Source organism: Pelagibacterium limicola (assembly GCF_015694405.1).
Lineage (GTDB): Bacteria > Pseudomonadota > Alphaproteobacteria > Rhizobiales > Devosiaceae > Pelagibacterium > Pelagibacterium limicola.
Genome location: NZ_JADQDB010000004.1, coordinates 191,373 through 215,550 on the forward strand (window position 1 = coordinate 191,373; position 24,178 = coordinate 215,550).

The window sequence follows — 24,178 nt, forward strand, 5'->3', positions numbered from 1 at the left end:
CTGGGGATAAAACCGACATGGCAGCCCACACCAAGAACCATGACTACCACCTGGTAGATCCCAGCCCCTGGCCCATCCTGGGTGGCGTTGCCGCTTTTGTGATGGCAATCGGGGGCATCAACTGGATGCACGGTGGTGTGCCCTGGCTGTTCCTTGCCGGGCTAGTGGGCGTGCTCTACGTCATGTTTGCCTGGTGGTCCGACGTGATTGCGGAAGCCAATTCGGGTTATCACACACCGGTTGTCCAGCTTCATCATCGCTACGGCATGATCCTGTTCATCGCCTCGGAGGTGATGTTCTTCGTTGCGTGGTTCTGGGCCTATTTCGATGCTGCCTTCTTCCCCGACGAGATCGTCCAGGAAGCGCGCGTCGCCTTCACTGGCGGCGTCTGGCCCCCACATGGCGTCGAGGTGTTCGACCCCTGGCACCTGCCGCTGTTCAACACACTCGTGTTGCTGCTCTCGGGCACCACGGTCACCTGGGCGCACCATGCGCTCCTCGAAAACGATCGCGAGGGCCTCAAGTGGGGCCTCGTGCTCACCGTGCTGCTGGGCGCTCTGTTCACCGCAGTGCAGATTCTCGAATATTCGCAGGCGCACTTCTCGTTCGCGGGCAATATCTACGGTGCCACATTCTTCATGGCGACAGGCTTCCACGGCTTCCACGTCTTCATCGGAACCGTGTTCCTCCTGGTCTGCCTGATCCGTACGCTCAGGGGTCATTTCACGCCCAAGCAGCACCTCGGCTTCGAATTCGCAGCCTGGTACTGGCATTTCGTCGACGTGGTCTGGCTGTTCCTTTTTGCCTCGATCTACGTTTGGGGTTCGTGGGGCGCGACCATAGCGGTTCACTAAAACCTGAAAGGCGCCGGGAGAGCCCTGCCTCCCGGCGGCTGTCCATATGACCGAAAACTCCAGTGGCCTCTCGCCTTTTGCAACCGGCCTGCGTGGCCGCTGTCCGCGTTGCGGGGAAGGCCACCTCTTCAAGGGCTATCTGAACCTCGCCAAACGCTGCGAAAGCTGCGGGCTGGATTTCGGGTTTGCCGATAGCGGCGACGGTCCTGCCGTCCTCATCATGTTCCCCGTCGGCACCATTATCGTGGCGCTCTGGCTCATCACCGACGCCCTCTGGCATTGGCCGGCCCTCGTCCATCTCATGGTGTGGCTGCCGATGACGGTGATTCTTTCGATGCTTTTCCTGAGGCCGTTCAAGGGTGCGCTGGTCAATCTGCAATACAAGGCCGGGGCTAAGCCCGGTGGCGAACCGGGCGAGCGGATCGACTAGATGACGTCATCGCCCATCGAGCAGGTCGGTGTGTTCGGGCGGATCGGCTTCGTCGTCCTGATGCTTTTGCTCACGGCGCTGTTCGTAACCCTCGGGGTCTGGCAACTCCAGCGCCTGGCCGAAAAAGACGCGCTCATTGCCGCCGTGGAAACGCGCCTCACCCAGGCGCCCCTCGCCTTTCCCTCCGCTTCCCAGTGGCCCGGCATCACGCCTGATGCGTTGGACTATCGGCCGGTCTCACTCTCGGGCACATTCGACCATGCCCGCACAGTCCTTGTCTTCACCAACCTCTCGGATCCGCAGGGTCGATACGGGCGCGCGGGGTACTGGGTGATGTCCCCGCTCGAAACTGCCGATGGCGGTATCGTATGGATCAATCGTGGCTTTGTTCCCGAGCACCTTGCCGCTGGTTACGCAGACGGAGGCCTCGTCTCCGAAACCGAGGTGCGTCTGGAGGGCATCGCCCGCAAGCCGGAAGAGGCCAACCCCTTTACGCCCGGCCCCGATTTTGCCGCGCGTCGCGAATGGGTTCGCGACCCTGCACGCCTGTCGGAGGTCGCGCGGCTGGAGGACATCGCCACGGCTCCGGTGACCGTCGATCTGCCTGCGGGCGAGCCTGGCATGCTGCCGCAGGGGGGAGAAACGCAGGTCACCTTCCCCAATCGCCATCTCGAATACGCCGGCACGTGGTTCATATTTGCCGCCATTACGCCGATCATGCTCGGCTTCTGGCTCTGGCGGCAAAGGCGGAGCACAAATCTTGCCCCGGGAGGCCGGCGGGATTAGGGTGCGCGCGTCGCTTGAAGAGGACTTTCGTTCGATGCGGTATGTAAGCACGCGTGGCAACGCGCCAGCGCTAGGGTTTTGCGAAGTTATTCTGGCCGGACTGGCGCGCGATGGCGGGCTCTACGTCCCCGAGACGTGGCCGCAGTTCACATCCGAGGAAATTCATAACTTCGGGAATCGCCATTACGAAGACGTGGCATTCGCGGTGATCTCGCGTTTTGTGGGCGACGAAATTCCGCCCGACGATCTCATGGCGATGATCAAGGCGGCATATAAGAGCTTTACCCATCCCTCGCGTACGCCGCTTCTCGAGCTCGAGCCGGGCCACTTCGTGCTCGAGCTCTGGCATGGTCCCACGCTCGCCTTCAAGGACGTGGCCATGCAGTTCCTGGCCCGCGTGATGGATTATGTTCTGGGACAGCGTGGCGAGCGCGCGACGATTGTCGGCGCGACCTCGGGCGACACAGGTTCGGCGGCTATCGAGGCGTTCCGAGGCCGTACCAACACCGACATCTTCATCCTGCACCCCAAGGGTCGTACGTCCGACATCCAGCGCCGCCAGATGACGACTGTACTCGAGGACAACGTCTTCAACATCGCTATCGAAGGCACGTTCGACGACTGCCAGGCCATCGTCAAAGGCATGTTCAACAACCATGCCTTCCGCGATGCGGCCAAGCTTTCGGGCGTCAATTCGATCAACTGGGGCCGCATCGTCGCCCAGGTCGTCTATTATTTCACGGCTGCCGTCGCCTTGGGCGCTCCCCACCGCGCCGTGACCTTCGTCGTGCCCACGGGCAATTTTGGCGATATCTTTGCCGGCTATGTCGCAAAGAAGATGGGCTTGCCGGTCGAAAAACTGGTCATCGCCACCAATTCTAACGACATCCTGCGCCGCGCGGTCAAGTTCGGGCGCTACGACAAGCGCGGCGTTGTCAGAACCGCCAGCCCCTCGATGGACATCGAGGTGTCCTCGAACTTCGAGCGGCTGCTGTTCGAGGCGCTCGGGCGCGATGGCGAGCGCACTGCGGCCCTGCTCAACTCCTTCGACCAGTCTGGCGGCTTCGCTATTCCGGAAAGCGCCCTCGCTGTCATCCGCGAGGAATTCGGCTCCGGCATGGCCGACGAAACAGCGACATCGGCGATCATTGCCGACGTCTTCAATCAGTCGAAATATCTGATCGATCCGCACACCGCAGTCGGAGTCGCGGTCGCACGCGGTTTCAATTTCGGTCATACGCCCCTCATTACCCTCTCCACTGCCCATCCGGCCAAGTTCCCCGAGGTTGTCGAAGCCGCCACCGGCGCCCATCCCGCACTCCCCCGACATATGGCGGACTTGGGTGAGCGGCGGGAAAGCTTCTCGGTATTGGCTAACGACCGGCAGGCTGTGGAAGATTTCATCCGCGCAAAGACCCGCGCATGGGAGGACTAACACCTTGAACGTCCGTACAACGACACTGGACAACGGCATGACCGTAATCACGGACACCATGCCCCACCTTGAAAGCGCCGCGCTCGGTGTTTGGGTGAAGTCCGGTTCGCGCAGTGAGACCGCCACCCAGCACGGCATATCGCACCTTCTCGAGCACATGGCCTTCAAGGGCACCACAACCCGCTCGGCCCGCGAAATCGCCGAAACCATCGAGTCCGTTGGTGGCGACCTGAACGCCGCAACCTCAATCGAGCACACAGGCTATTTCGCCCGCATTCTCAAGAACGACGTCACGCTCGCCGCCGATATTCTTGCCGACATTCTCCAGAATTCGATTTTCGATGAGCGCGAATTGGCGCGTGAACAGCACGTCATCTGCCAGGAAATAGGCGCTTCCCACGACAATCCGGATGATTACGTCTTCGACCTCTTCCAGGAAGCCGCCTTTCCCGACCAGCCCATCGGCCGCACCATCCTGGGCACCGAGGATTCGGTACGCAGTTTCGATACGGATGCCGTTCGCGCCTATATGTCCGATCATTACGTGGGCGACAGCATGGTCGTCTCGGCGGCCGGTAATGTCGATCACGACCAGCTTGTCGACCTCGCGAACGACCGCTTTCACACTTTGCGCGTCAGTGGCGCGCCGACTCCCGAAAAAGCCCGTTATATCGGCGGCGAGCATCGCATGGCCTCGAGCCACGAGCAGGCGCACATCGTTCTCGGGCTGGAAGGCCGTGCCTATAATTCCGACGGTTTTTACGCGGCGCAGATATTGTCCTCGATCCTGGGCGGCGGCATGAGTTCGCGACTGTTTCAGGAGGTGCGCGAAAAGCGCGGGCTCTGCTATTCGGTCTATTCTTTCCATTGGGCATTTGCCGATAGCGGGGTGTTCGGCGTGGCCGCCGCCACGGGCGAAAACGACGTCGCCGAACTGCTTCCCGTCATCCTCGAGGAGTTGCACCGCGCTTCAAAGGACATCACAGAGGAAGAGGTCAGCCGCGTTCGGGCGCAAATTCGCGCCGGCTTGCTGATGTCGCTCGAAAGCCCGTCCTCGCGTGCCGGTCAGCTTGCCCGCCAGCAGATCCTGTGGGGTCGCCCTATCCCCCTTCAGGAAACGGTCGACCGCATCAACCGTATCGATGCGGCCCGCGTGCGGCATGTGGCAGGTCAGATTCTCGAGGCAGCCCGACCCGCGGTCGCAGGCATTGGTCCGGTCCAGAACATGCTGGACTATTCAGCCATAGAAAACACCTTCCGGTAGCGGCGGCGCGTCATGTTCAGCTTCGTGACCAGCCGTCAGACGACACCGGTCATCGTGGGAGATGGACTGACGATCCGCTGTCCGCATCTCACTGACCATGCGGAATGGCGCGCGCTGCGTCTCAGGAGCCGACAGTTCCTGACCCCGTTTGAGCCACGCTGGGGGGAGGCCGAACTGACCGCGAGGAGCTTTGCAGACCGCGTGCGACGCAACCGGCGCGATGCGGCGGCAGGCACTGAATTTTCTCTTCTGATCTTCGAGCACACACCGCGGCGTCCCGTAATGGTGGGCGGCATGACGCTATCCAACATCCGTCGCCGTGCCGCGCAGAACGTCACCCTGGGTTACTGGATGGCTGTGGATTTTGCCGGAAAAGGCATTATGACGCGGGCGGTTGCCCTGATCCTGCCTTTCGTCTTCGACACCTTGGGCCTGCACCGGGTCGAAGCGGCTTGTCTCCCAGACAACGTCGCCTCGCGTCGCGTGCTCGTATCCAACGGGTTCAGGGAAATCGGACTTGCCGAATATTACCTCCAGATCAACGGCGAATGGCGCGATCATCTCCTGTTCGCGCTGACCCGCGAACACTATAACGGCTTTGCCGGTTGATAGTCTTATTCATGGGTTGCCAGCCCGCAAGAAAGCCCGCTACCACGGGAAAATCAATTCGGGACCGAGTATTTATGCATTTTTCCTTCCTCCGCCCGCTGCTTGTTGCCGCCATGCTTATGCTGGCGTCCATGGCTCTGGCGGGGCGCGTACAGGCATTCGAGATCGTATCGGTGCCCGAGGGAATCAATGCTGTCAATCTTGGTGCTGCCATCGATATCGTGCCCGGGCAGGAGGGGCGTGTGCAGATCAGCACCGCGCCGGGAGAGGACGGTATCATCCGCCGCATCGAGGTGATCTCTCTGGCGCCCGGAGACAATCCCAACTGGGCTGTCTTTGCGTTGCGCAACGAAAGCGACGTCCAGATCGAGCGCCTTCTCGTCGCACCTTACTTCAGGCTTCCCGGCTCAGGTGTCTTATATCCCGATCTCGGTTCCGCTCGCATCACGGCGTTGACGCCAAGCCACGGTCTGCGGCCCGAGCGTGTTCAGGATCGCGAGGCCGATGTTTTTCGTGTCATCATCGATCCTGGCGCAACCACGACACTGGTGGCTGAACTCTCATCGCCGACGCTTCCCGAGCTCTATCTTTGGGAGCCCAACGCCTATCGTGACTACATCAATTCCTTCACGCTGTTCCGCGGCACGGTGCTCGGCATTTCCGCGCTCGCCGCGGTTTTTCTCACCATCATGTTCGTGGTCAAGGGCAGGGGCGTGTTCCCGGCCACAGCGGCATTGTCCTGGTCGGTTGTGGCCTATCTCCTCGTGGATTTTGGCATTCTCGGGCCGCTGAGCGGTACGGGAAACGCCAACATCCAGGCTTTCCGCGCGGCGGCCGAAGCCGGACTTGCCACAACGCTTTTCGGCTTCCTGTTCATCTATCTCAATCTGCACCGCTGGCATTTCCGCTTCGCACATCTCGCGCTCGGCTTCTCGGTGATTTTTATCGCTCTGCTCGGATACGCCTTCTTCAATCCCCCGCTCGCCGCCGGTATCGCGCGCTCCGCGCTCGCTTTCATCGGGCTCATGGGACTGTTTCTTGTCCTGCTCCTTTCGATCCGTGGCTATGACAGGGCGGTTATGCTGGTCCCAACCTGGGTCATCTATCTCGCCTGGCTGGTTTATGCCTGGATGGTCGTCACAGGTCAGGTGAGCAACGACATCGCCCAATCCGCCGTTGCGGGCGGACTGGTCCTGATTGTCATGCTCCTGGGCTTTACCGCCGTGCAGCATGCCTTTTCGGATGGACAGGTCTCGATCGGCTCCCTCTCGGAAGTCGAGCGCAGGGCCCTCGCCATGACCGGCAGCGGCGATTTCGTGTTCGATTGGAATATCGACCGCGACAAGGTCAGCGTTTCCGACGAACTCGCCATCCGGCTGGGCGAGCGCAAGGGCGCGCTACGCGGCGCGATTAAGCGCTGGCTCGACCGCATCCATACCGACGACAGGGACCGATTCCGCACCGCCCTCGATACGCTCATCGAACTCAAGCGGGGCAAGGTCAATTCCGACATTCGCATTGCCGGGGCCGACGGCGCGTACCGCACCTTCAAGATGCGTGTGAAGCCCGTGGTGGGCGGGGACGGGCAGGTCAACCGGATCATCGGCACGCTCCAGGACGTGACCGACGATCGCGCCGCGCGCGACCGGCTGCTCCACGACGCCGTCCATGACAGCCTCACCGGCCTACCCAACCGCCAGCTTCTCATCGACCGGCTTGAGCGGGCATTGCTCCGGGCCCGTGAGTTCAACGAGGTCAAGCCTGCCGTATTCCTCATCGATCTTGACCGGTTCACCGAAATCGATGAGCGCATCGGCCATATGGCGGCGGACTCCGTTCTGCTCGCCGTCTCGCGGCGTCTCGCGCGTCTGTTACGCCCACTCGATACACTGGCACGCTTCAGCGGCGATCAGTTCGCCGTCGTTCTCCTGTCCGAGCAGTCTGCCGCAAAGATCGCCGAGATTGCCGAGCAGATGCGAAAAGCGCTGCGCGCTCCGTTCAATTTCGGTGACCGCGACCTGGCGGTCACCGCCTCCATCGGCATCACGATTTACGACAACAGGCCGGTTTCTGCCGAGGATGTGTTGCGCGATGCCGAGCTTGCCATGCATTACGCGAAGCGGCACGGCGGCGACCGGATCGAGGCGTTTCGCGCGGTCACGCGCTCGATCGCCGTCTATGCCCAGGCGATGGAGGACGATCTCGCCCAGGCACTTGAAAAACGCGATCTGCAGTTGCTCTACCAACCCATCGTCGACATCCATTCGGGAAAGATCGTCGGTGCCGAGGCGCTGATGCGCTGGACCCACGCCGAGCGCGGGCAGGTCAGCCCGAATGCGTTCATTCCATTGGCTGAACGGACAGGCCAGATCGAGAAACTCGGCCGCATCGCGCTGGAACAGGCCGCCGAGCAGACGCGGGTTCTGGCCTCCGGGCTCAAGCTACCCGAGGGCTTTTTCGTTTCGGTCAACCTTTCTGCCACGCAGTTGACCAGTGAAACCCTGCTTAACGACGTCAAGTCGATGGTCGCAGATCACAAGGGGCTGGCTCGCCATATCAAGCTGGAAATCACCGAGAGCCAGCTGATGAGCAATCCAGAGCACGCGGTCGCCATGCTTCATGCCTTCAGGGAATTGGGACTGGGGCTTGCACTGGATGATTTTGGAACCGGGTATTCCTCGCTCGCCTATCTTCACCGGTTTCCGTTCGATACGGTCAAACTGCCCGCAAGCTTTGTTCAGATACGCGACGAGAGTGGCATTTCCCACACCCAGATTCCGATCATCAATGCCGTGGTCTCGTTGGCGCGAGAGCTCGATCTGGCGCTGATTGCCGAGGGCGTGGAGACCGAGGACGAGATCGAACGGCTCAAAAGCCTCAACTGCCGTTATGCTCAGGGCTTTGCATTCGGCGCCGCCATGCCGGGCTCCGAACTCCAGCGCAAGCTGTCCGCGCAGATTGCGGCAGGCTAGGCAGAGCCTGCCTGTGTGCTCAGCGTAGCGCGGGTCAAGCCCATGCTGGCAAGCGCGGCATCGTAGCGCTTTTCAGGCGGAACCTTGAACAACACGTCTTCGCTCGCATCGACCGTCAGCCAGCCATTGGCTCGCAATTCGTTTTCGAGCTGGCCGGCGCTCCAGCCGCAATACCCGAGCGCCAGGAGCCTTTTGGCCGGGCCGGTGCCCTTGGCGATGGCGCGAAGCACGTCGAGCGTGGCGGTGAGACAGATACCGTCCTCGACCGGATAGGAATTGCCATCACGAAAATAATCGTCCGAATGGAGCACGAAGCCACGGCTGGTTTCCACGGGGCCGCCGCGCAATACGTCGTCATCGAGCTTGCTTTGGGGGATGCGGATTGTGTCCTCGCCCTCGCTTAGGTCGACCTCTTCGAGGATGTCGGATATGTGCATGTCAGGCAGGGGCTTGTTCACGACCAACCCCATTGCACCGTCTTCGCTGTGCGCGATGAGATAAACGACCGTATCGGCAAACCGCTCGTCAACCATGTCAGGCATCGCGATCAGGAATTGGCCCTTGAGCGTATCCATCGTACTTCTCGCTTTCTGCCCGCCGCACCCATTAAGTTAAACGCTCTTCCGAAAAGTGCAATTAAACATCGATCACGAACCCCTGATCCGAGACCGACTTTTTCATAAGATGCATCTGGGTTAGATGTTCCACCTATGAAGTCGATCCTCAAAGCCCTGTTGCTCGTGATGGCCGCAACGCCGGCAATGGCGGGCGAGACGCCGTGGCAGGAAGTCATGCCGGACGTGGCGATCCGCCTGGTATCTGTGGACCTCGCAACCGAAGCGGGAACGACCTGGATCGCACTTGAGATCGACATGCCGGCTTCGACCAAGACCTATTGGCGCGTGCCCGGGGAATCCGGCATTCCGCCCAAGTTCGACTTTTCGGGCTCGACCGATATAGGCGGCGCCACCGTCGCATGGCCGTACCCGACACGCGCTGAGACCGATACCTATCTCGACCATGCCTATTATGGCCATACAATCCTGCCTATCGAAGTCGAACTGACCGGCAACCGGCCCGTTGTCCAACTCAGCGCAAAGCTCGGTATCTGCTCCGATATCTGCGTCCCGGTGAGTGTGGATTTCGCGCTCGGGATAAATCCGGCCGCCCCTGACGCCGCAAACATGCTGCGCGTACGTCAGGCGCGCGCCGAGGTTCCGGCCGCTTGGGAAGGGCCTGATCCCATCGGCGAGGTGGTGTACCTTTCCGCCGAGAACGTGCTTGTTGCCGTGCTGGCAGATGAGGACTTTCCCGATGAAACCGCGATCGCCGATATCGCCGGTAAGCATCTTCTATTTGGTCCCCCCAAGCGGGATCGAACAGCCGGAACGCTGCGCTTTCCGCTGCTGGGCAAGGGTGATGCCGGCCTTGCGGAAGGCGCAACGGTACACATCACGTTCTTGGCCCCCTCGGGCCCCTATGAGGTGGTGCGCACCCTCCAGACCACCTCATGTGTGGGCAATGGTTGCGATCCATTAACGTAAACCTCGACGCGATCCCCCAAGTGCACTAAGACTGCATCTAAAGAGGCATGTTTGCGCTTGGCTGTCTTGGTCTGGCCGCATTCAGGTGTTGCCTTGCCGCCGGCTGTGGGTGGCGCGGGCGCCTCCATTGCGTTTTGTCTAGAGGATACTTGCGTTCATGACCATAATGACCGGCCAGCCGGTTCCTGCCATTCCCGTAAAACACGTTGCTGCCGATGGCGTTTCCGATACGACGGCGGATCAGGTGCTGGGCTCGGGAAAAGTGGTGCTGTTCACGGTTCCCGGTGCCTTCACGCCCACCTGCCATGCCAATCACTTGCCCGGATACCTCGCCGCCGCGGACGACATCAAGGCGCTGGGCGTCGAAAAGATCGTCTGCGCCGCAGTCAACGATCATCACGTGATGAAAGCTTGGGCCGAGGCGACAGGTGCGCTGGCGGACATCGAATTCATATCCGACGGATCGGCTGCTCTGGCAAGGGAACTGGGATTTGACAAAGACATGACGGCCAGCGGCATGGGCACGCGTTTCGGCCGGCATGCCCTCATAATCATCGATGGTGTGGTACAACACGTTGCAAGCGAGCCGGAGCGCGGTGAAGTCACCGTGTCCGGCGCGCCGGCCATCATCGAACAACTGACCGCGCTGTAGGGAAGGGGACGACGGCAATGCTTACCGGGATTTCCAAGATTTTGGGCAGCGGAGCGCTCGCCTTGGCGCTTTCGGCCTGCTCGATGGGCTCGATGTTCGGCGGCAATGACGATGCGCAGTTCGCAGGCGCCACGGCATCGCAGGCCCAGGTCGCCCAGGGTGCCAGTACTGCCGTACCTGCAATCGCCACCGAGTGTCCGCCAATCCGTATCCGAGAAGGCGCCGGGAGTCATCGCGCGTTCACCGGCAATCGGACGTCGGATCCGCAAGCCCTGCGCTACCAGAGCGTAATCGACCGCATCTCGCGCAACTGCACCGTGGCCAACGGCGTCATTACCATCCGCATGGGCGCGGTCGGACGCGTTATCCTGGGACCCCAGGGCCAGGCCGGAAACGTCAACGTGCCGCTCCGTTTCGCTGTCGAACGCGACGGACTGGCGGTCTTCTCCCAGCGTTACGACCTCGCAGTCTCCGCATCGCCATCTACTCCAAACGAGTTTTCGCACACGGTGGAAAACGTCACGGTGCCGTACGTGGGTGGGGAAACCATCACGATATGGGTGGGGTTTGATACGTAAAACCGATTGACGCGCGGCGATGATTCTTTCATGGTCGCGCCCGACAGCGGGAGAGATCGTTTCGGTTTGACCGGAACGGCGCCGAAGGAGCAACCGCCCCGGAAACTCTCAGGCACAAGGGACCGCCGTCAGCTATAGAACTCTGGAAAGCGGAAGCGCTAATTGCTTCCCACCGAAGGGCGTAGCCGGGAAATTCCCGGGAAATCTCTCAGGTCAAGGACAGAGGGGGCATCGAAATTGACGCGAGAGCGCCGCTCGATGCTGCCCGCATCCTTGTGCCGGAGAGAAAATAATGGCTGAAGACCCCGCCACCGAACTCAAGAGAACAGCGCTCTATGACCGCCATGTCGCCGCAGGCGGACGCATGGTCGAATTCGGCGGCTACGCGTTGCCCGTGCAGTATTCGGGAATAGTTGCCGAGCATAATCACACCCGTAGTGCAGCAAGCCTGTTCGATGTCTCTCACATGGGGCAGGTGGTTATCACCGGACCCGATCATGGGACCACCATCGCCGCTCTCGAAACGCTCACCCCCGCTGACCTGGCCTCGCTCGCGCCGGGCGAGATGCGCTACACAGTCCTGCTCAATCCCCAGGGCGGCATCGAGGACGATCTGATCGTTACCCGCCCGGCAGAAGGGCAGGCGGCGGACGGCGTGATGTTCATCGTCGTCAACGCCGCGCGCAAGCACCACGACCTCGCTTATATGCAGAACCCGGTCAGGACCGTTACTTTTGAGTTGCGCGACGAGCTGGCCCTTGTCGCCCTGCAGGGCCCTCGCGCGGCGGAGGTGTTGGGCAAGCACTGCGACATTTCCGACCGTCTGGGCTTCATGCAGGCCGCTCCGGCGACGATCAGCGGTATCTCTGCCAATGTCTCCCGTTCGGGCTATACGGGCGAGGACGGCTTCGAGATTTCCATCGCCAACGCGGACGCCGCGGCGCTTTTCGATCTCCTCGTTGCCGACGCGTTGGTCGAACCGGCAGGTCTCGGCGCCCGCGACAGCTTGCGGCTTGAAGCGGGGCTTTGCCTTTATGGCCATGACATGGACGACAACATCGATCCGGTTTCCGCCAATCTGCTCTTTGCTATAGGCAAGCGCCGCCGCGCAGAAGGCGGGTTCATCGGCGCCGGAAACGTTATCGAGCGCCTTGCCAAAGGCGCAGACACCCGCCGCGTCGGCTTGCGCTTTGAGGGGCGCCAGCCGGTACGCGAGGGAGCCGAGCTTGTCGATGAAAACGGTACCGCTATCGGCCGCGTCACCTCTGGGACCTTCGCCCCGACCGCGCAGGCTTCGATTGCCATGGGCTACGTTCCGGCGGCGCTTGCCGCCGAGGGCACCCCGGTCACCGCAATGGTGCGCGGCAAGCCCGTCCCCGGCGCGGTTGCCAAAATGCCGTTCGTCCCGCAACGCTATGTCCGCAAACAATAACCTAGAGGGAACCTCACCATGACCATCCGCTACACCGAAGATCACGAATATATCCGCGTCGAAGGCAAGATCGGCATTGTCGGGATCTCCAATTACGCCCAGGAGCAACTCGGCGACATCGTCTTTGTCGAGCTGCCTTCCGTGGGCGCAAGTTACAAGAAGGGCGACGAAGTCGCGGTGGTTGAATCGGTCAAGGCCGCTTCTGAGATCTACGCTCCCGTTTCGGGCAAAGTGGTTGAGGTCAACGAAAAGCTCAATGACGAACCCGGCCTCATCAATGCCGACGCCGCCGGTGGCGGCTGGTTGCTTAAGATCGAGCTTGCCGATGAGGGCGAGCTTGACGCCCTGATGGACGAAGCCGCCTACGCCGATCATACCGCCTGATCGAAAAGGGAAATCGATGCGCTACCTCCCCCACTCCGAAGCCGATCGCGCCGGTATGCTCGCGGCCATCGGCGCCAAATCGGTCGATGAGCTTTTTGCCGCTGTGCCCGCGCGCGTCCTCGGGACGTTTTCGCCCGATCTGCCAGATCACCAGCCCGAATTCGCCGTCGAGGCACATATGCGCGCGCTGGCGGGCAAGAACCGCGTGGCGGGCGATGGTCCGTTCTTCGTTGGGGCAGGGGCGTATCGCCACCACGTACCGGCCAGCGTCGATCACCTGATCCAGCGGTCCGAATGGCTCACCGCATATACGCCGTACCAGCCCGAGATCTCGCAAGGCACGCTCCAGATGCTTTTCGAGTTTCAGACTCAGGTTGCGCATCTGCTTGGCATGGAAGTCGCCAATGCCTCGATGTATGACGGCTCGACCGCCACAGCCGAAGCCGTGCTGATGGCCCGTCGCATCACGAAAAAGGACAAGGTGATCCTTTCTGGCGGACTGCACCCGCAATACCGAGACACCGTCGTTACCTATCTCTCCGGCCTTTCAGGCCTGGAATGCCTGACGCCTTCGCCGGAAGGGCAGGGCGACATCGTCGACCATATCGATGACGACACGGCGGCCATCGTCGTCCAGACCCCCGATTTCTATGGCCATCTGCGCAACGTTTCGGCGCTCGCGGATGCCGCGCACGCCAGGGGCGCGCTGTTGATCGTCGTCGTCACCGAAGTTGTCTCCCTGGGTTTGGTCGAAGCCCCCGGTGCGTTAGGGGCCGATATCGTGGTTGCCGATGGCCAGTCGATCGGCAACCCGTTGACCTTCGGTGGCCCGTATGTCGGCCTCCTCGCCTGTCGCGAGAAATTCGTGCGCCAGATGCCCGGAAGGCTCTGCGGGGAGACCGTGGATGCCCACGGTCGCCGTGGCTTCGTTCTCACGCTTTCGACCCGCGAGCAGCACATCCGTCGGGAGAAGGCGACCTCCAACATCTGCACGAACTCCGGGCTCTGTGCGCTGGCCTTCTCGATCCATCTTTCGCTGCTCGGCGAGCGTGGATTGCATCGTCTCGCCAAGCTCAACCACGCCCGCGCCTGCGCCCTGGCCGATGCCCTGGCCGGCGTGCCGGGTGCTGAGGTGCTCAACAAGACCTTCTTCAACGAAATGACCCTACGCCTGCCGGTCGCTGCCGCTCCGCTGGTCGAACGTCTCGCGGAAAAGGGCATCATCGCCGGTCTGCCGGTATCCCGTCTTGAGCCGGGTAAGCCCGAAGTCGAAAACCTCTTGGTCCTCGCTGCCACCGAACTGACCACCGACGCCGACATCGCAGCACTGGCGGACGCCCTCAAGGGAGAACTTGCATGAGCATGAACACCCAAGGCCGCCCCACCGCCCCGCAGGCCGCAAGTGCGGCCGCCGCTGGCTCCGCGCTCCTGCCCGAAGAGCCGCTTCTTTTCGAGATAGGGGATCACGATCATTCCGGCGTCGACCTTCCCGACGTCGACGTATCGGATGACCGCCTCGGCGGGCTACGCCGCCAGTCCCCGCTCGATCTGCCAGGCCTGACCGAACCCGAGGCCATGCGTCATTACGTGCGCCTCTCGCGGCGGAATTATTCCATCGATTCCGGCATGTATCCGCTCGGCTCATGCACCATGAAGCACAATCCGCGGCTGAACGAGAAGATGGCGCGCCTTGCGGGATTTGCCGATGTCCACCCGCTCCAGCCGGTTTCGACCGTTCAGGGTGCACTTGGCGTTATCGATGAACTCGCCCGATGGTTGATGGAGTTGACCAACACTGTCGCCGTCGCCATGTCGCCCAAGGCAGGCGCGCACGGGGAACTGTGCGGCATGATGGCCATCCGCGCCGCGCATGACGCAAAGGGGCAGGGGCACCGCAATATCGTCCTCGTCCCGGAAAGCGCGCATGGCACCAACCCGGCAACCGCGGCATTCCTTGGCTATACGGTCAAATCCATCGATGCCAACGAGAATGGCACCGTCGATGTCGAAGCGGTCAAGGCCGCGCTTTCCGACGATGTCGCCGCCATCATGCTGACCAATCCCAATACCTGCGGGCTGTTCGAGCCGCAGGTGATCGAAATCGCGCAGGCGGTCCACGAGGCTGGCGCCTATTTCTACTGCGATGGCGCGAACTTCAATGCCATCATGGGGGTGGTGCGTCCCGGCGATCTCGGGATCGATGCCATGCACATCAACCTTCATAAGACCTTTTCGACCCCACATGGTGGCGGCGGACCGGGTGCCGGGCCTGTAGTGCTGTCCGAAGCGCTCGCGCCCTATGCGCCCGTGCCGTTCCTGCGCCGTGATGGCGACAAGCTCGAACTGATCGAACATGCCGGGGCCGAAAGTTTCGGCCGGCTGACGGCCTTTCACGGCCAGATGGGCATGTATGTCCGCGCACTGACCTATATGCTGAGCCACGGTGCTGACGGATTGGCACAAGCGGCGCGCGATGCCGTGCTCAACGCCAATTATATCAAGGCGAAATTGCGCGACGTGATGAGCGCGCCATTCAACGGCCAACCGGTCATGCACGAGGCGCTGTTCGACGACACTTTCCTCAAGGGCACCGGCGTTACCACCCTCGATTTCGCCAAGGCGATGATCGACGAGGGCTTTCATCCCATGACCATGTATTTCCCGCTGGTTGTCCACGGGGCCATGCTGATCGAGCCTACCGAAAGCGAATCCCTCCAGACCCTCGACGTCTTCATCGCCGCGATGCGCGATCTGGTCCAGGACGCCAAGGCCGGAAACGTTGAACGCTTCACCTCGGCACCCCGCCGGGCGCCCTTGTCGCGCCTCGACGAAACCCGCGCCGCCCGCCAGCCACGTCTCAAATGGACCCCGCTGGACAACTCCCGCGAGGCGGCTGAATAGGGCGGGGCGTTTGGCCGGACACTCAGGGCGCGCGCTGATATTGCTGCTCCTTCCCCTCAAGGGAGAGGGGAACGGAATCGTTGTTATGGCTAGCGCTTGACTAAAGGCACGTTGAGGATTCCCCTCCCCTTGAGGGGAGGGGCTAGGGGTGGGGTACATCGCCACCCCGCCCGCAATTCCCCATTGATCCTATCGACAAAGGCCCTAAACTCCCCGGCTGTCGGCTGGACAGTCGACACGAAGTCGGAGGGCACCGAATGACGCATATGACCCCGCATGTGGCCGAAACCTTCGTGTTTCAGGCCGCAGCCTGCCGAAGCCTGGGTTCGCCATTCACTGCAAATCTCTGCGAACTGCTGCTCAAGAATCTCAACGATTCGTCCCGATTCGGCGGCCGAATCATCAACTGGCCTGATTCGGCGCGAGCCGACGCGCTTGCGCTGCGCGCCTGCGGGGCTCTGCATTGGCTCGCCCGCTCGGGAAATGCGCGGGAGCTGGCGGCCCTCTATCCGCCGCTCGAAACCAAGCCCGAGGTGCTTTGGGAGGCAATAGCCGACGCGATTGTGCGGCACGACGATGCGCTCTACGATTTTCTGGACAGTCCGCCGCAGACCAATGAGGTTGCACGCTCCTCGGCACTTCTGGGCCTCGCCCTCCGGCTCGCCGGACGCCTCCGTATGCCGCTCGCGCTCTATGAGATCGGCGCCAGTGCCGGCCTCAATCTTGCGTTTGACCGGTATCACTATCTGCTTGGCGAAGAACGCGAATGGGGCGATTCCGACGCCTTGGTCCATATCGACAGCGAATGGCGCGGCAACCTACCCCCGCTCGAGACGGAACTGGAAATCGCATCGCGTGCCGGCTGCGATCGCAATCCCCTCGATCCGCACGACCCGGCGAGCGTCGAACGCCAACTCGCCTATATCTGGGCTGACCAGCACGAGCGCATCGGCCGCATTTCCGCGGCACTGACGGCCGCTGCGGCCATGCCCTACGCCGTCGATAATTCGGACGCGGCCGATTGGGTGGAGGCAAAGCTGGCCGAGCCGCCCCTAGAGGGCGTGGCGCGGGTCTTTTTCCACACCATCGTCTGGCAATACCTGCCCCGTGCCGCCAAGGACCGCATAACTGCAGCCTTTAGCGAGGCCAGCGCCGCCGCGACCGAGGCTACACCGCTCATCTGGATGTACATGGAAAGTGAGGATCACCCCGCCGGGGCGATCCTCAAGCAAACCGTGTGGCCGGGCGGCGAACTCGAGACAATGGGATTGGCCGATTATCACGGCCGCTGGGTGGACTGGGTTTAGGTCGCCGGCAAGGGCGGATCAACTGACGTCCGCTTTGGGTTGCCGCCGCAGCCCCATCGAACCTGCGCTTCGCTCCGCCATCATCTCCCTCGTGGAACAAGCAGAGAGCCCCGTATGCGATGGCCCGCGAGTCCCTATCCCATTGCGGGAGAGGGACTCGCGGAGCGCACTATGCATCCCGAAAGGCTAATGCCAATCGTAAGGCCTATTCGGCCGCTGCCACGACGACGATTTCCACCCTCAGGTTGGGCGACGCCAGCCGTGCCTCGAACGTCGCGCGGGCGGGCGGGTTGGCCTTGTCGATCCACTGGTCGTAGACCGAATTCATGGCCGCGAAGTCGGCGATATTGTTCAACAGCACCTGTACCGACAACACCTTGTCCTTGCCCGTGCCGGCTGCGGCGAGCAGGGCGTCGATCTTGTCGAGCACCTGCTTGGTCTGGACTTCGATGGTGGCGAACTCATCTTCGGCGACCTGGCCGGCAAGATAGACCGTGTTGCCGTACTTCACGGCCTGGCTCATGCGCGCGCCGGGTTGGATGCGGGTGATGCTCATTTGAACTCTCCTTGGGTTGGATAGCAAAACGGGCCCCGTAGGGCCCGTTTGAAAACGGTCTGTGAGGCCGGGCCTAGTTAAGACGAGCCGCAACGTCCTTGATCGACTGGTCGACCAGCGCGCTTCCGTCTTCCTTGACTTTGCTTGCCAGCAGCAGGCGAGCCGCTTCCACGGCAACGTCCGTCGAACGGGCGCGAACCTCGGCCAGGGCGTGCGCTTCGGCCTGCGCAATCTTGTCTTCGACCGCCTTCGTGCGGCGGGCAATCATGTCCTCGAGCGCGGCCTGCGCCTCGACGGCGAGGCGTTCGGCTTCCTCATGGGCGGCAGCCACGATCGCTTCGGCTTCGCCTTCGGCAGCCTTGCGCTTTGCCTCGTACTCGTCGAGCAGCGCCTGCGCGTCCTCGCGCAGCTTCCGGGCTTCCGCCAGATCGGTTTCGATCTTGGCGATGCGGGCATCGAGCGATTTGGCAATCATCCCCGGCACTTTGAGGTAGATCGCAATGCCGACGACGATCAGAAAGCAGATGAAGGCCCAGAAAGTGGCATCGAGTTCCATGCGATTATTCCTTGCCTACCTTGGCGACCGCGTCGCGGGCATCCTTGGCCGTTACGGTGCCGGCGAGTTGCGCGACGACAGTCTGAGCGATATCGGCAGCGATTTCGTCCACGTGCTCCAGTGCGGCCGCCTTGGACTGGGCAATCCGGCCTTCGGCATCGGCGACCTTGCGGCCCAGGTCTTCCTCGACGGCCTTGCGCTTCCCGTCGAGTTCGGCGCGAATCTTTCCGCGTGTTTCCTCGGCGATGCCGTGGGCATTTTTCCGGGCTTCTGCCAATGCTGTTTCGTAGCTTTCGATCGCCGCATCGGTCTTTTGCTGCAGGCGTTCCGCTTCGGCGATATCGCCGTCGATCCTGTCGCGCCGTTCCTCGAGAATTGATCCGATGCGGGGCAGGGCGACGCGCTGCATCACAATGTAAAGCAGCCCGAAGGTGATCGCGAGCCAGAGAAGCTGGGATGGGAACGTAGAGGCGTCGAAGGGCGGGAACACACTGGTGTGGTGTTCATCGCCGTATGCATGAATTTCCTCATGCAGAACCGCGTCTTCGGGAAGGCTATGATCGCCACCAACCGATTCGAGTTCGACCGGTTGTTCTCCCTCAGCCTGGGCGACAATAATGCGTGCCATATGTGTCACTCGCCGTCAGTTGCGCCGGGCGGCGCCCGGACAATAAGGCGGCAGCCGAAGAATGGATACCCCGGCTGCCGGAAACGTCATGCGCCTCGCGCGCAGGTCCAGATCTTAGACCGCGAACAGGAGCAGAAGGGCAACCAGGAACGAGAAGATACCCAGAGCTTCGGTCACGGCGAAGCCGAAGATCAGGTTACCGAACTGGGCCGGGGCCGCAGAAGGGTTACGCAGCGCGCCGGACAGGAAGTTCCCGAAGATGCTGCCCACGCCGATTGCGGCACCAGCCATGCCCACGCAGGCGATACCGGCACCGATGAACTTTGCGGCTTCAGCTTCCATTTTATAATCCTTTCAGAGCCTTGCTTTTTAAGCAGTTGGTTTATTGGGAGCGGCGGTTGCCGCGTTTGACGTCAATGCGAGGGGTGGATCGCATCGTTGAGGTACATCGAGGTCAGCACCGCAAACACATAGGCCTGCAGGGCAGATACCAGGAGTTCGAGAACCGTGATCGCCACGCCCATGATGAGCGGCAGCACCGACCCCAGAATGCCGAGTGCGCCAAGCGAGGAGAGCGTCACGATGAAGCCAGTGAACACCTTGAGCGTGATGTGGCCGGCCAGCATGTTGGCGAACAGACGGACCGAAAGGCTGATCGGACGTGACAGGAACGAGACGATCTCGATGGGCACGACGATGGGCAGCACATAGCCCGGAACGCCGGAGGGCACAAAGAGCTTGAGGAATTTGGGACCGTTCCGGACGAAGCCGTATACGACCACCACCGTCATAACCAGCATCGCAAGCGCAAAAGTCACGATAATATGGCTGGTGACTGTGAAGAAATAGGGGAACATGCCGAACATGTTCGCCACGAGAATGAACATGAAAAGCGAGAAGACGAACGGGAAGAACTTCATCCCCTCGGTGCCCGCGCTTCCTCGGACCATATTGGCCACGAACTCGTACATCATCTCGCTCAGTGCCTGCCAGCGGCTCGGCACGATCGAACGTCCGCTCGTCGACAGCAGCAGGTAGCCGATGATCAGCCCGCTCGTAAGGACCATGAACAGCGCGGAGTTGGTGAAGGCGATCGTGATGCCCGTATCGGCATGGCCATCGCCGCCGAAGGTCCCCAGGGTGAAGATATCTTCGATGACAAACTGGTGAATCGGATCGTTCGCCAAGTCTCTGGACCCCTAGTTCTGCCTGTCGTCCACATCCCCGGTCGGGGCGGGCTTTTGCGTATTCAATTCCGCCACTACACGAGTGACATTCAAAATTCCAGCGGCAAAGCCCACCATGAACATCACGAGCAATGCCCAAGGCGCGGTCCCCGCAATCTGGTCGATCAGGTAGCCGATACCCGAGCCTACCAGAATGGCTGCGACGAACTCCGCTGCGATGCGCAAACCGCGCGCCAGCATCGTCATGTCGCCCTGCCGGGAAGCCGGTTCGCTGCTTTTGGTCGCGGCTTGCCGTGCTTCCTGTGCCTGCCTGATCCGCGCCGCAAGTTCGGATGTCTCCGAAATACGTGGGGTCGAGGGGTTGCGCCCGTCGGGGTCGTTGTCGGAATTGGCCATTAAACCTTCCCCTCAAACCCCGCCCGGACACCCGGCAAAGGGTGCCTTGAAAGTCGCGCGCACCATAGTTGCGGCTCCTTTTGAAGTCAAGGCGCGAGCGTTGGCATTTTTGCGTTGAAAATCAATATGTTACCTTGAGGCGATGGGGGTGCGGCATCGCGTCAACATGCATCGATGTGGCCAAAGGATGGCGCCCAGGGATTCTCGGTGGGGAATGTTGGGCGGGAAACCCTAGCTCGCTTCGAGGAAACTCTCGGCGGTCCGCAGGTCCACGGAAACGAGTTGGCTTACGCCGCGTTCAGGCATGGTGACCCCAAACAGCCGGTCCATGCGGCTCATGGTGATGGGATTATGCGTGACCACGACGAACCGCGTCTCGGTACGTTCGCGCATGGAATCGAGCAGGTTACAGAACCGCTCGACATTGGCGTCGTCGAGCGGGGCATCCACTTCGTCGAGCACGCATATCGGCGCCGGATTGGTGAGAAACACCGCGAATATGAGGCTCATCGCCGTCAACGCCTGCTCGCCGCCCGAGAGCAGCGTCATGGTCTGGGGCTTCTTGCCTGGGGGCTTGGCGATGATTTCGAGGCCCGCTTCAAGCGGATCGTCGCTCTCGACAAAAGTCAGCTCTGCCGTCCCGCCGCCGAAAAGCGTCGTGAAGAGATCGCGGAAATGCGCGTTGACCTTGTCGAACGCTTCGGTGAGCCGCGCGCGGCCCTCGCGGTTGAGGCTCGCAATCCCCGTGCGGAGTTTGGCGATCGCCGCGATAAGGTCTTCGCGGTCGGCGATCATCTGATCGAGCTTGTCCTGGACCTCGCGCGATTCCTCTTCGGCCATGAGATTGACCCCGCCAAGCCGTTCACGCTCGGCCTTCAAACGCTCGACGCGCGCTTCCACCGCCTTTTCCTCGGGCAACGCGTCTTCGGGCTTTATCCCTGCGGCTTCAGCCGTCCGGCTGGCCGGAATGTTAAGCGTTTCGCCAATCTGACGCTCGATCTGCTGGCGCTGGACGATATTGCCCTTGAGGCGTTCCTCGACGCGCGCAATTTCGGCCTTGGTGTCGGCGAGCGCTTCCGCTGCCAGCCGCGCGGCGCGCTCGGCCTCGCGATAGCCGGTCTGGGCTTCGGTCAATTTGTCCGATGCGCGTTTGCGCGCCTGTTCCGCTTCGGCGATCTGCTCATCGAGTTCGGCCCGCCGCTGGTCGAACGCATCGGGTGTCGCGTTGAGCGCCTCGAGCTGCGAGCCGATCTCGCTGCGACGGGCCTCGAGCGTCGCGATCTGGTTTTCCGCCTGCCCCTTGCGTCGTTCCCAGCTTTCGAGTTCGGAGGCGATCCTGTCGAGCCGGGACTTCCGCATTTGCGCCGCGCTGTCGAAACCGGCCAGTCGGACGCGCGCCTGCTCCGCCGCATCGCGCAGACCGGCAAGCGCCCGCTGCCGCGTTTCCGCTTCGCGCACCGCGTCGCCCTCATCTCCTGCCTCGGCCAGGGCGGCATCGGCGGTTTCCTTTTGCGCACGCGCTTCGGCCAGCGTTTCCTCAAGCCGGGCGCGCGACTCTTCCAGCGCCGATTGCCGGGCGACAAGATTGGCGAGGTTCTTTTGCGCCGCATCCAGTCCGGCCTGCGCGGCGGTTATCGCACGCTGCGCTTCGCGCCATTCGTTGCGCCGGGCCGTTTCCGCTTGCCGTGCCGTATCCAGACCGGCACGCAACGCGCCCAGATTTTCGCGCGCCACTTCGCATCCTCTGCGCATATGGGCAATCTCGGCATCGAGTTCGGCCAACCGGTTGCGCTGGGCAAGCCGCTGAGCCGCCGGCGTTGGGGCGTCGGCCTTTGCAACGAACCCGTCCCAGCGCCAGAGAGCACCCTCCAGGCTCACGAGCCGCTGGCCGGGCCGGAGCTCGGTCGCAAGCGCCGCACCGGCCTCGACGGAAACCAACCCGATCTGGTCGAGCCGGCGTTTCAAAAGCGGCGTACCGGAAACGAATTGCGAAAGCGGCACTGCGCCTTCGGGCAGCGGGGCGTCCGCTGCGCCATCCCCTGCGTTTGACCAGTAGAGCGGCGCCGCGCTGTCCGATGAGGCTTCGAGATCGTCGCCCAAGGCGGCGCCAAGCGCCGTCTCGTAACCCGGCGTGACGCTCAGCGCATCGACGATGGCTGGCCACAACGATCCGCCATCGACATTGAGCACCCGTGCCAGCGTCTCCGCCTCGCTTTCGAGCCTGTTGAGGCCGGTTTCAAGATCGGCCAGTGCCGGTTGCCCGGCCTCAAACGCGATCTGCGCCTCACGCGCCACCTGTTCGGCCTTTTCTGTTTCCGCCTCGGCGGCGGTAGCTGCGCCTTGCGCCGCTTCGAGCGCACTGCGCCGTTCATTGACGGTGTGGTCCGCCGCAAGGCTCTGCGCTACCGCTTCAGCATCGCGCACGATATCGGCCATCTGGCCTTCGAGGCGCTCCAGCCGTTGCGCGGCCTCCTGGGCACCACGTTGCGCCTGCGCCCGCCGGGCCCTGATTTCTGCCACGGCATCCCCGGCCGCGCGTGCGATTGCTTCGGCCTCGGCCAGCGCCACCTTGGCAACTTCGGCCTGATTGCGCGCGGTTTCGCTGGCCTCGCGGTCTGTCTCTGCCGCTGCTGTCAGTTCGCCCCGCTCTGCCGAAAGCGCCTCGATAATCCCACGGCTTTCCGCGATCAGCGCCGTCTCGCGCGCGCTATCGGTATCGATTTGCTTGATCCGGTCCTCGAGTTCGGCGCGCCGCGCATTGGCCTGCCGCCATTCGTCCTCGATCTGCGCGCGCAGAATGGTGAGCCGCTGTAGGACCGCCCCGGCTGCGGCGTCGGCATCCCGTAGAGGCTGCAGCGCAGCATCGGCATCTTCGGCCACCTTGCGTGCAGCAAGGTCCAGATGGTTGGCCTCGGCGAGCTGGTTTATCAGCCGGCCCTGTTCCGCCTCGGTTTGTTTTTCCGCGAACCGGGCCTGAACCCAGCGGATATGGTACAGCGCGGCCTCGGCGCGCCGGATATCGCCCGAAAGCGAGCGATAGCGCGTCGCTTGCCGAGCCTGACGCTTGAGCGTTTCGAGCTGCACCTCCACCTGCGCGATGATGTCGTCAACCCGTTCGAGGTTCTGTTCGGCCGCCCGAAGCCGCAATTCGGCCTCGTGCCTCCGCGAATGCAGCCCCGATATCCCCGCAGCTTCTTCCAGCAGCGCGCGCCGCTGCGTCGGCTTGGCCGCAATCAACTCGCCGATCTGCCCTTGCCTGACGAGGGCAGGGGAATGTGCGCCGGTCGAAGCGTCGGCGAACAGAAGCTGCACGTCGCGCGCCCGCACATCGCGCCCGTTTATGCGGTAGGCCGAGCCTTGCTCGCGCTCGATCCGGCGCGAGATCTCCAGCGTATCGGCAGCGTTGAACTGCGCAGGCGCGGTGCGGTCGGTATTGTCGAGCGTTACCGTTACTTCCGCGGAATTGCGTGCTGGGCGGTTGCTCGATCCCGAAAAGATCACGTCGTCCATGCCCGAAGCGCGCATGGCCTTGTACGAGCTTTCGCCCATCACCCAGCGCAGCGCCTCTACAAGATTGGACTTCCCGCACCCGTTGGGCCCGACGACCCCGGTGATGCCTGGCTCGAATACCAGTTCGACCGGGTCGGTGAAGGATTTGAAACCGGTGAGCTTGAGGCGCGAAAATATCATCTTCCGCGCCCCATGGG

Annotated in this window: 22 protein-coding genes, 1 pseudogene and 1 riboswitch; of the genes and pseudogenes, 15 read left to right on the forward strand and 8 right to left on the reverse strand. The window is 62.2% G+C overall.

Going from position 1 to position 24,178, the window contains the following annotated elements:
• The first annotated feature begins 17 nt into the window (after positions 1 to 17).
• The 7 genes from I2G20_RS09805 to I2G20_RS09835 all read left to right on the forward strand — a co-directional run bounded on the left by I2G20_RS09805 (position 18) and on the right by I2G20_RS09835 (position 8,350).
• Complete coding sequence (locus I2G20_RS09805) at positions 18 to 854, forward strand: cytochrome c oxidase subunit 3 (protein WP_196259524.1); 837 nt, start codon at positions 18 to 20, stop codon at positions 852 to 854.
• Between the two features lie 46 nt (positions 855 to 900).
• Positions 901 to 1,284, forward strand: a complete 384-nt coding sequence (locus I2G20_RS09810; RefSeq protein WP_196259525.1) for a DUF983 domain-containing protein — start codon at positions 901 to 903, stop codon at positions 1,282 to 1,284.
• The gene (locus I2G20_RS09815) at positions 1,285 to 2,070 is read left to right on the forward strand and encodes an SURF1 family protein (protein WP_196259526.1); all 786 of its coding nucleotides are present in this window, start codon (positions 1,285 to 1,287) and stop codon (positions 2,068 to 2,070) included.
• 34 nt (positions 2,071 to 2,104) lie between these two features.
• Positions 2,105 to 3,505: a threonine synthase gene (gene thrC / locus I2G20_RS09820; RefSeq protein ID WP_196259527.1), complete on the forward strand. Its 1,401-nt coding sequence runs from the start codon at positions 2,105 to 2,107 to the stop codon at positions 3,503 to 3,505.
• A 37-nt stretch (positions 3,506 to 3,542) separates the two neighbouring features.
• A complete protein-coding gene (locus tag I2G20_RS09825) occupies positions 3,543 to 4,769 on the forward strand; it encodes a M16 family metallopeptidase (protein WP_246473000.1) in 1,227 nt (408 codons plus the stop codon).
• Positions 4,770 to 4,781: 12 nt separating this feature from the next.
• On the forward strand, positions 4,782 to 5,378 hold the full coding sequence (locus I2G20_RS09830) for a GNAT family N-acetyltransferase (protein ID WP_196259529.1): 597 nt from the start codon (positions 4,782 to 4,784) through the stop codon (positions 5,376 to 5,378).
• A gap of 74 nt (positions 5,379 to 5,452) precedes the next feature.
• On the forward strand, positions 5,453 to 8,350 hold the full coding sequence (locus tag I2G20_RS09835) for an EAL domain-containing protein (RefSeq protein ID WP_196259530.1): 2,898 nt from the start codon (positions 5,453 to 5,455) through the stop codon (positions 8,348 to 8,350).
• On the opposite strand, the pseudogene I2G20_RS09840 reads toward I2G20_RS09835, so the two are convergent.
• Positions 8,347 to 8,928, reverse strand: a pseudogene (locus tag I2G20_RS09840) (YqgE/AlgH family protein); the annotation flags it as partial. The gene I2G20_RS09835 and the pseudogene I2G20_RS09840 overlap by 4 nt on opposite strands.
• Before the next feature lie 132 nt (positions 8,929 to 9,060).
• On the opposite strand from I2G20_RS09840, the gene I2G20_RS09845 reads away from it, so the two are divergent.
• The 8 genes from I2G20_RS09845 (at position 9,061) to I2G20_RS09880 (ending at position 17,148) form a co-directional block, all read left to right on the forward strand.
• Positions 9,061 to 9,894 (forward strand): protein-disulfide reductase DsbD domain-containing protein, encoded by an 834-nt coding sequence (locus tag I2G20_RS09845; protein ID WP_196259532.1) that lies wholly within the window; start codon positions 9,061 to 9,063, stop codon positions 9,892 to 9,894.
• Positions 9,895 to 10,051: 157 nt separating this feature from the next.
• Entirely contained in the window at positions 10,052 to 10,546 is a 495-nt protein-coding gene (locus I2G20_RS09850) for a peroxiredoxin (RefSeq protein ID WP_196259533.1), read from the forward strand.
• A gap of 17 nt (positions 10,547 to 10,563) precedes the next feature.
• Entirely contained in the window at positions 10,564 to 11,124 is a 561-nt protein-coding gene (locus I2G20_RS09855) for a hypothetical protein (protein ID WP_196259534.1), read from the forward strand.
• 37 nt (positions 11,125 to 11,161) lie between these two features.
• Positions 11,162 to 11,259: riboswitch (glycine riboswitch) on the forward strand.
• Positions 11,260 to 11,416: 157 nt separating this feature from the next.
• Positions 11,417 to 12,556: a glycine cleavage system aminomethyltransferase GcvT gene (gcvT, locus tag I2G20_RS09860; protein WP_196259535.1), complete on the forward strand. Its 1,140-nt coding sequence runs from the start codon at positions 11,417 to 11,419 to the stop codon at positions 12,554 to 12,556.
• Between the two features lie 18 nt (positions 12,557 to 12,574).
• Positions 12,575 to 12,940 (forward strand): glycine cleavage system protein GcvH, encoded by a 366-nt coding sequence (gcvH, locus tag I2G20_RS09865; RefSeq protein WP_196259536.1) that lies wholly within the window; start codon positions 12,575 to 12,577, stop codon positions 12,938 to 12,940.
• Between the two features lie 16 nt (positions 12,941 to 12,956).
• Positions 12,957 to 14,300 (forward strand): aminomethyl-transferring glycine dehydrogenase subunit GcvPA, encoded by a 1,344-nt coding sequence (gcvPA, locus tag I2G20_RS09870; protein ID WP_196259537.1) that lies wholly within the window; start codon positions 12,957 to 12,959, stop codon positions 14,298 to 14,300.
• Positions 14,297 to 15,841, forward strand: coding sequence for an aminomethyl-transferring glycine dehydrogenase subunit GcvPB (gcvPB, locus tag I2G20_RS09875; RefSeq protein WP_196259538.1), 1,545 nt, complete (start codon positions 14,297 to 14,299; stop codon positions 15,839 to 15,841). The genes gcvPA and gcvPB overlap by 4 nt, the downstream gene beginning before the upstream one ends.
• A 257-nt stretch (positions 15,842 to 16,098) precedes the next feature.
• The gene (locus I2G20_RS09880; RefSeq protein ID WP_246473001.1) at positions 16,099 to 17,148 is read left to right on the forward strand and encodes a DUF2332 domain-containing protein; all 1,050 of its coding nucleotides are present in this window, start codon (positions 16,099 to 16,101) and stop codon (positions 17,146 to 17,148) included.
• Between the two features lie 205 nt (positions 17,149 to 17,353).
• On the opposite strand, the gene I2G20_RS09885 is transcribed toward I2G20_RS09880, so the two are convergent.
• The 7 genes from I2G20_RS09885 to I2G20_RS09915 all read right to left on the reverse strand — a co-directional run bounded on the left by I2G20_RS09885 (position 17,354) and on the right by I2G20_RS09915 (position 24,161).
• Positions 17,354 to 17,704, reverse strand: coding sequence for a RidA family protein (locus tag I2G20_RS09885; RefSeq protein ID WP_196259539.1), 351 nt, complete (start codon positions 17,702 to 17,704; stop codon positions 17,354 to 17,356).
• Positions 17,705 to 17,777: 73 nt separating this feature from the next.
• Positions 17,778 to 18,260 carry a F0F1 ATP synthase subunit B family protein gene (locus tag I2G20_RS09890; protein ID WP_196259540.1) on the reverse strand — a complete coding sequence of 161 codons (483 nt, stop codon included), beginning with the start codon at positions 18,258 to 18,260 and terminating at the stop codon, positions 17,778 to 17,780.
• A gap of 4 nt (positions 18,261 to 18,264) precedes the next feature.
• Entirely contained in the window at positions 18,265 to 18,888 is a 624-nt protein-coding gene (locus I2G20_RS09895) for a F0F1 ATP synthase subunit B (protein WP_196259541.1), read from the reverse strand.
• Positions 18,889 to 19,002: 114 nt separating this feature from the next.
• A complete protein-coding gene (locus tag I2G20_RS09900; protein ID WP_196259542.1) occupies positions 19,003 to 19,230 on the reverse strand; it encodes a F0F1 ATP synthase subunit C in 228 nt (75 codons plus the stop codon).
• Between the two features lie 71 nt (positions 19,231 to 19,301).
• The gene (locus tag I2G20_RS09905) at positions 19,302 to 20,075 is read right to left on the reverse strand and encodes a F0F1 ATP synthase subunit A (protein WP_196259543.1); all 774 of its coding nucleotides are present in this window, start codon (positions 20,073 to 20,075) and stop codon (positions 19,302 to 19,304) included.
• A gap of 12 nt (positions 20,076 to 20,087) precedes the next feature.
• Complete coding sequence (locus tag I2G20_RS09910; protein WP_196259544.1) at positions 20,088 to 20,471, reverse strand: AtpZ/AtpI family protein; 384 nt, start codon at positions 20,469 to 20,471, stop codon at positions 20,088 to 20,090.
• A 231-nt stretch (positions 20,472 to 20,702) separates the two neighbouring features.
• The gene (locus tag I2G20_RS09915; RefSeq protein WP_196259545.1) at positions 20,703 to 24,161 is read right to left on the reverse strand and encodes an AAA family ATPase; all 3,459 of its coding nucleotides are present in this window, start codon (positions 24,159 to 24,161) and stop codon (positions 20,703 to 20,705) included.
• Between the last annotated feature and the right edge of the window lie 17 nt (positions 24,162 to 24,178).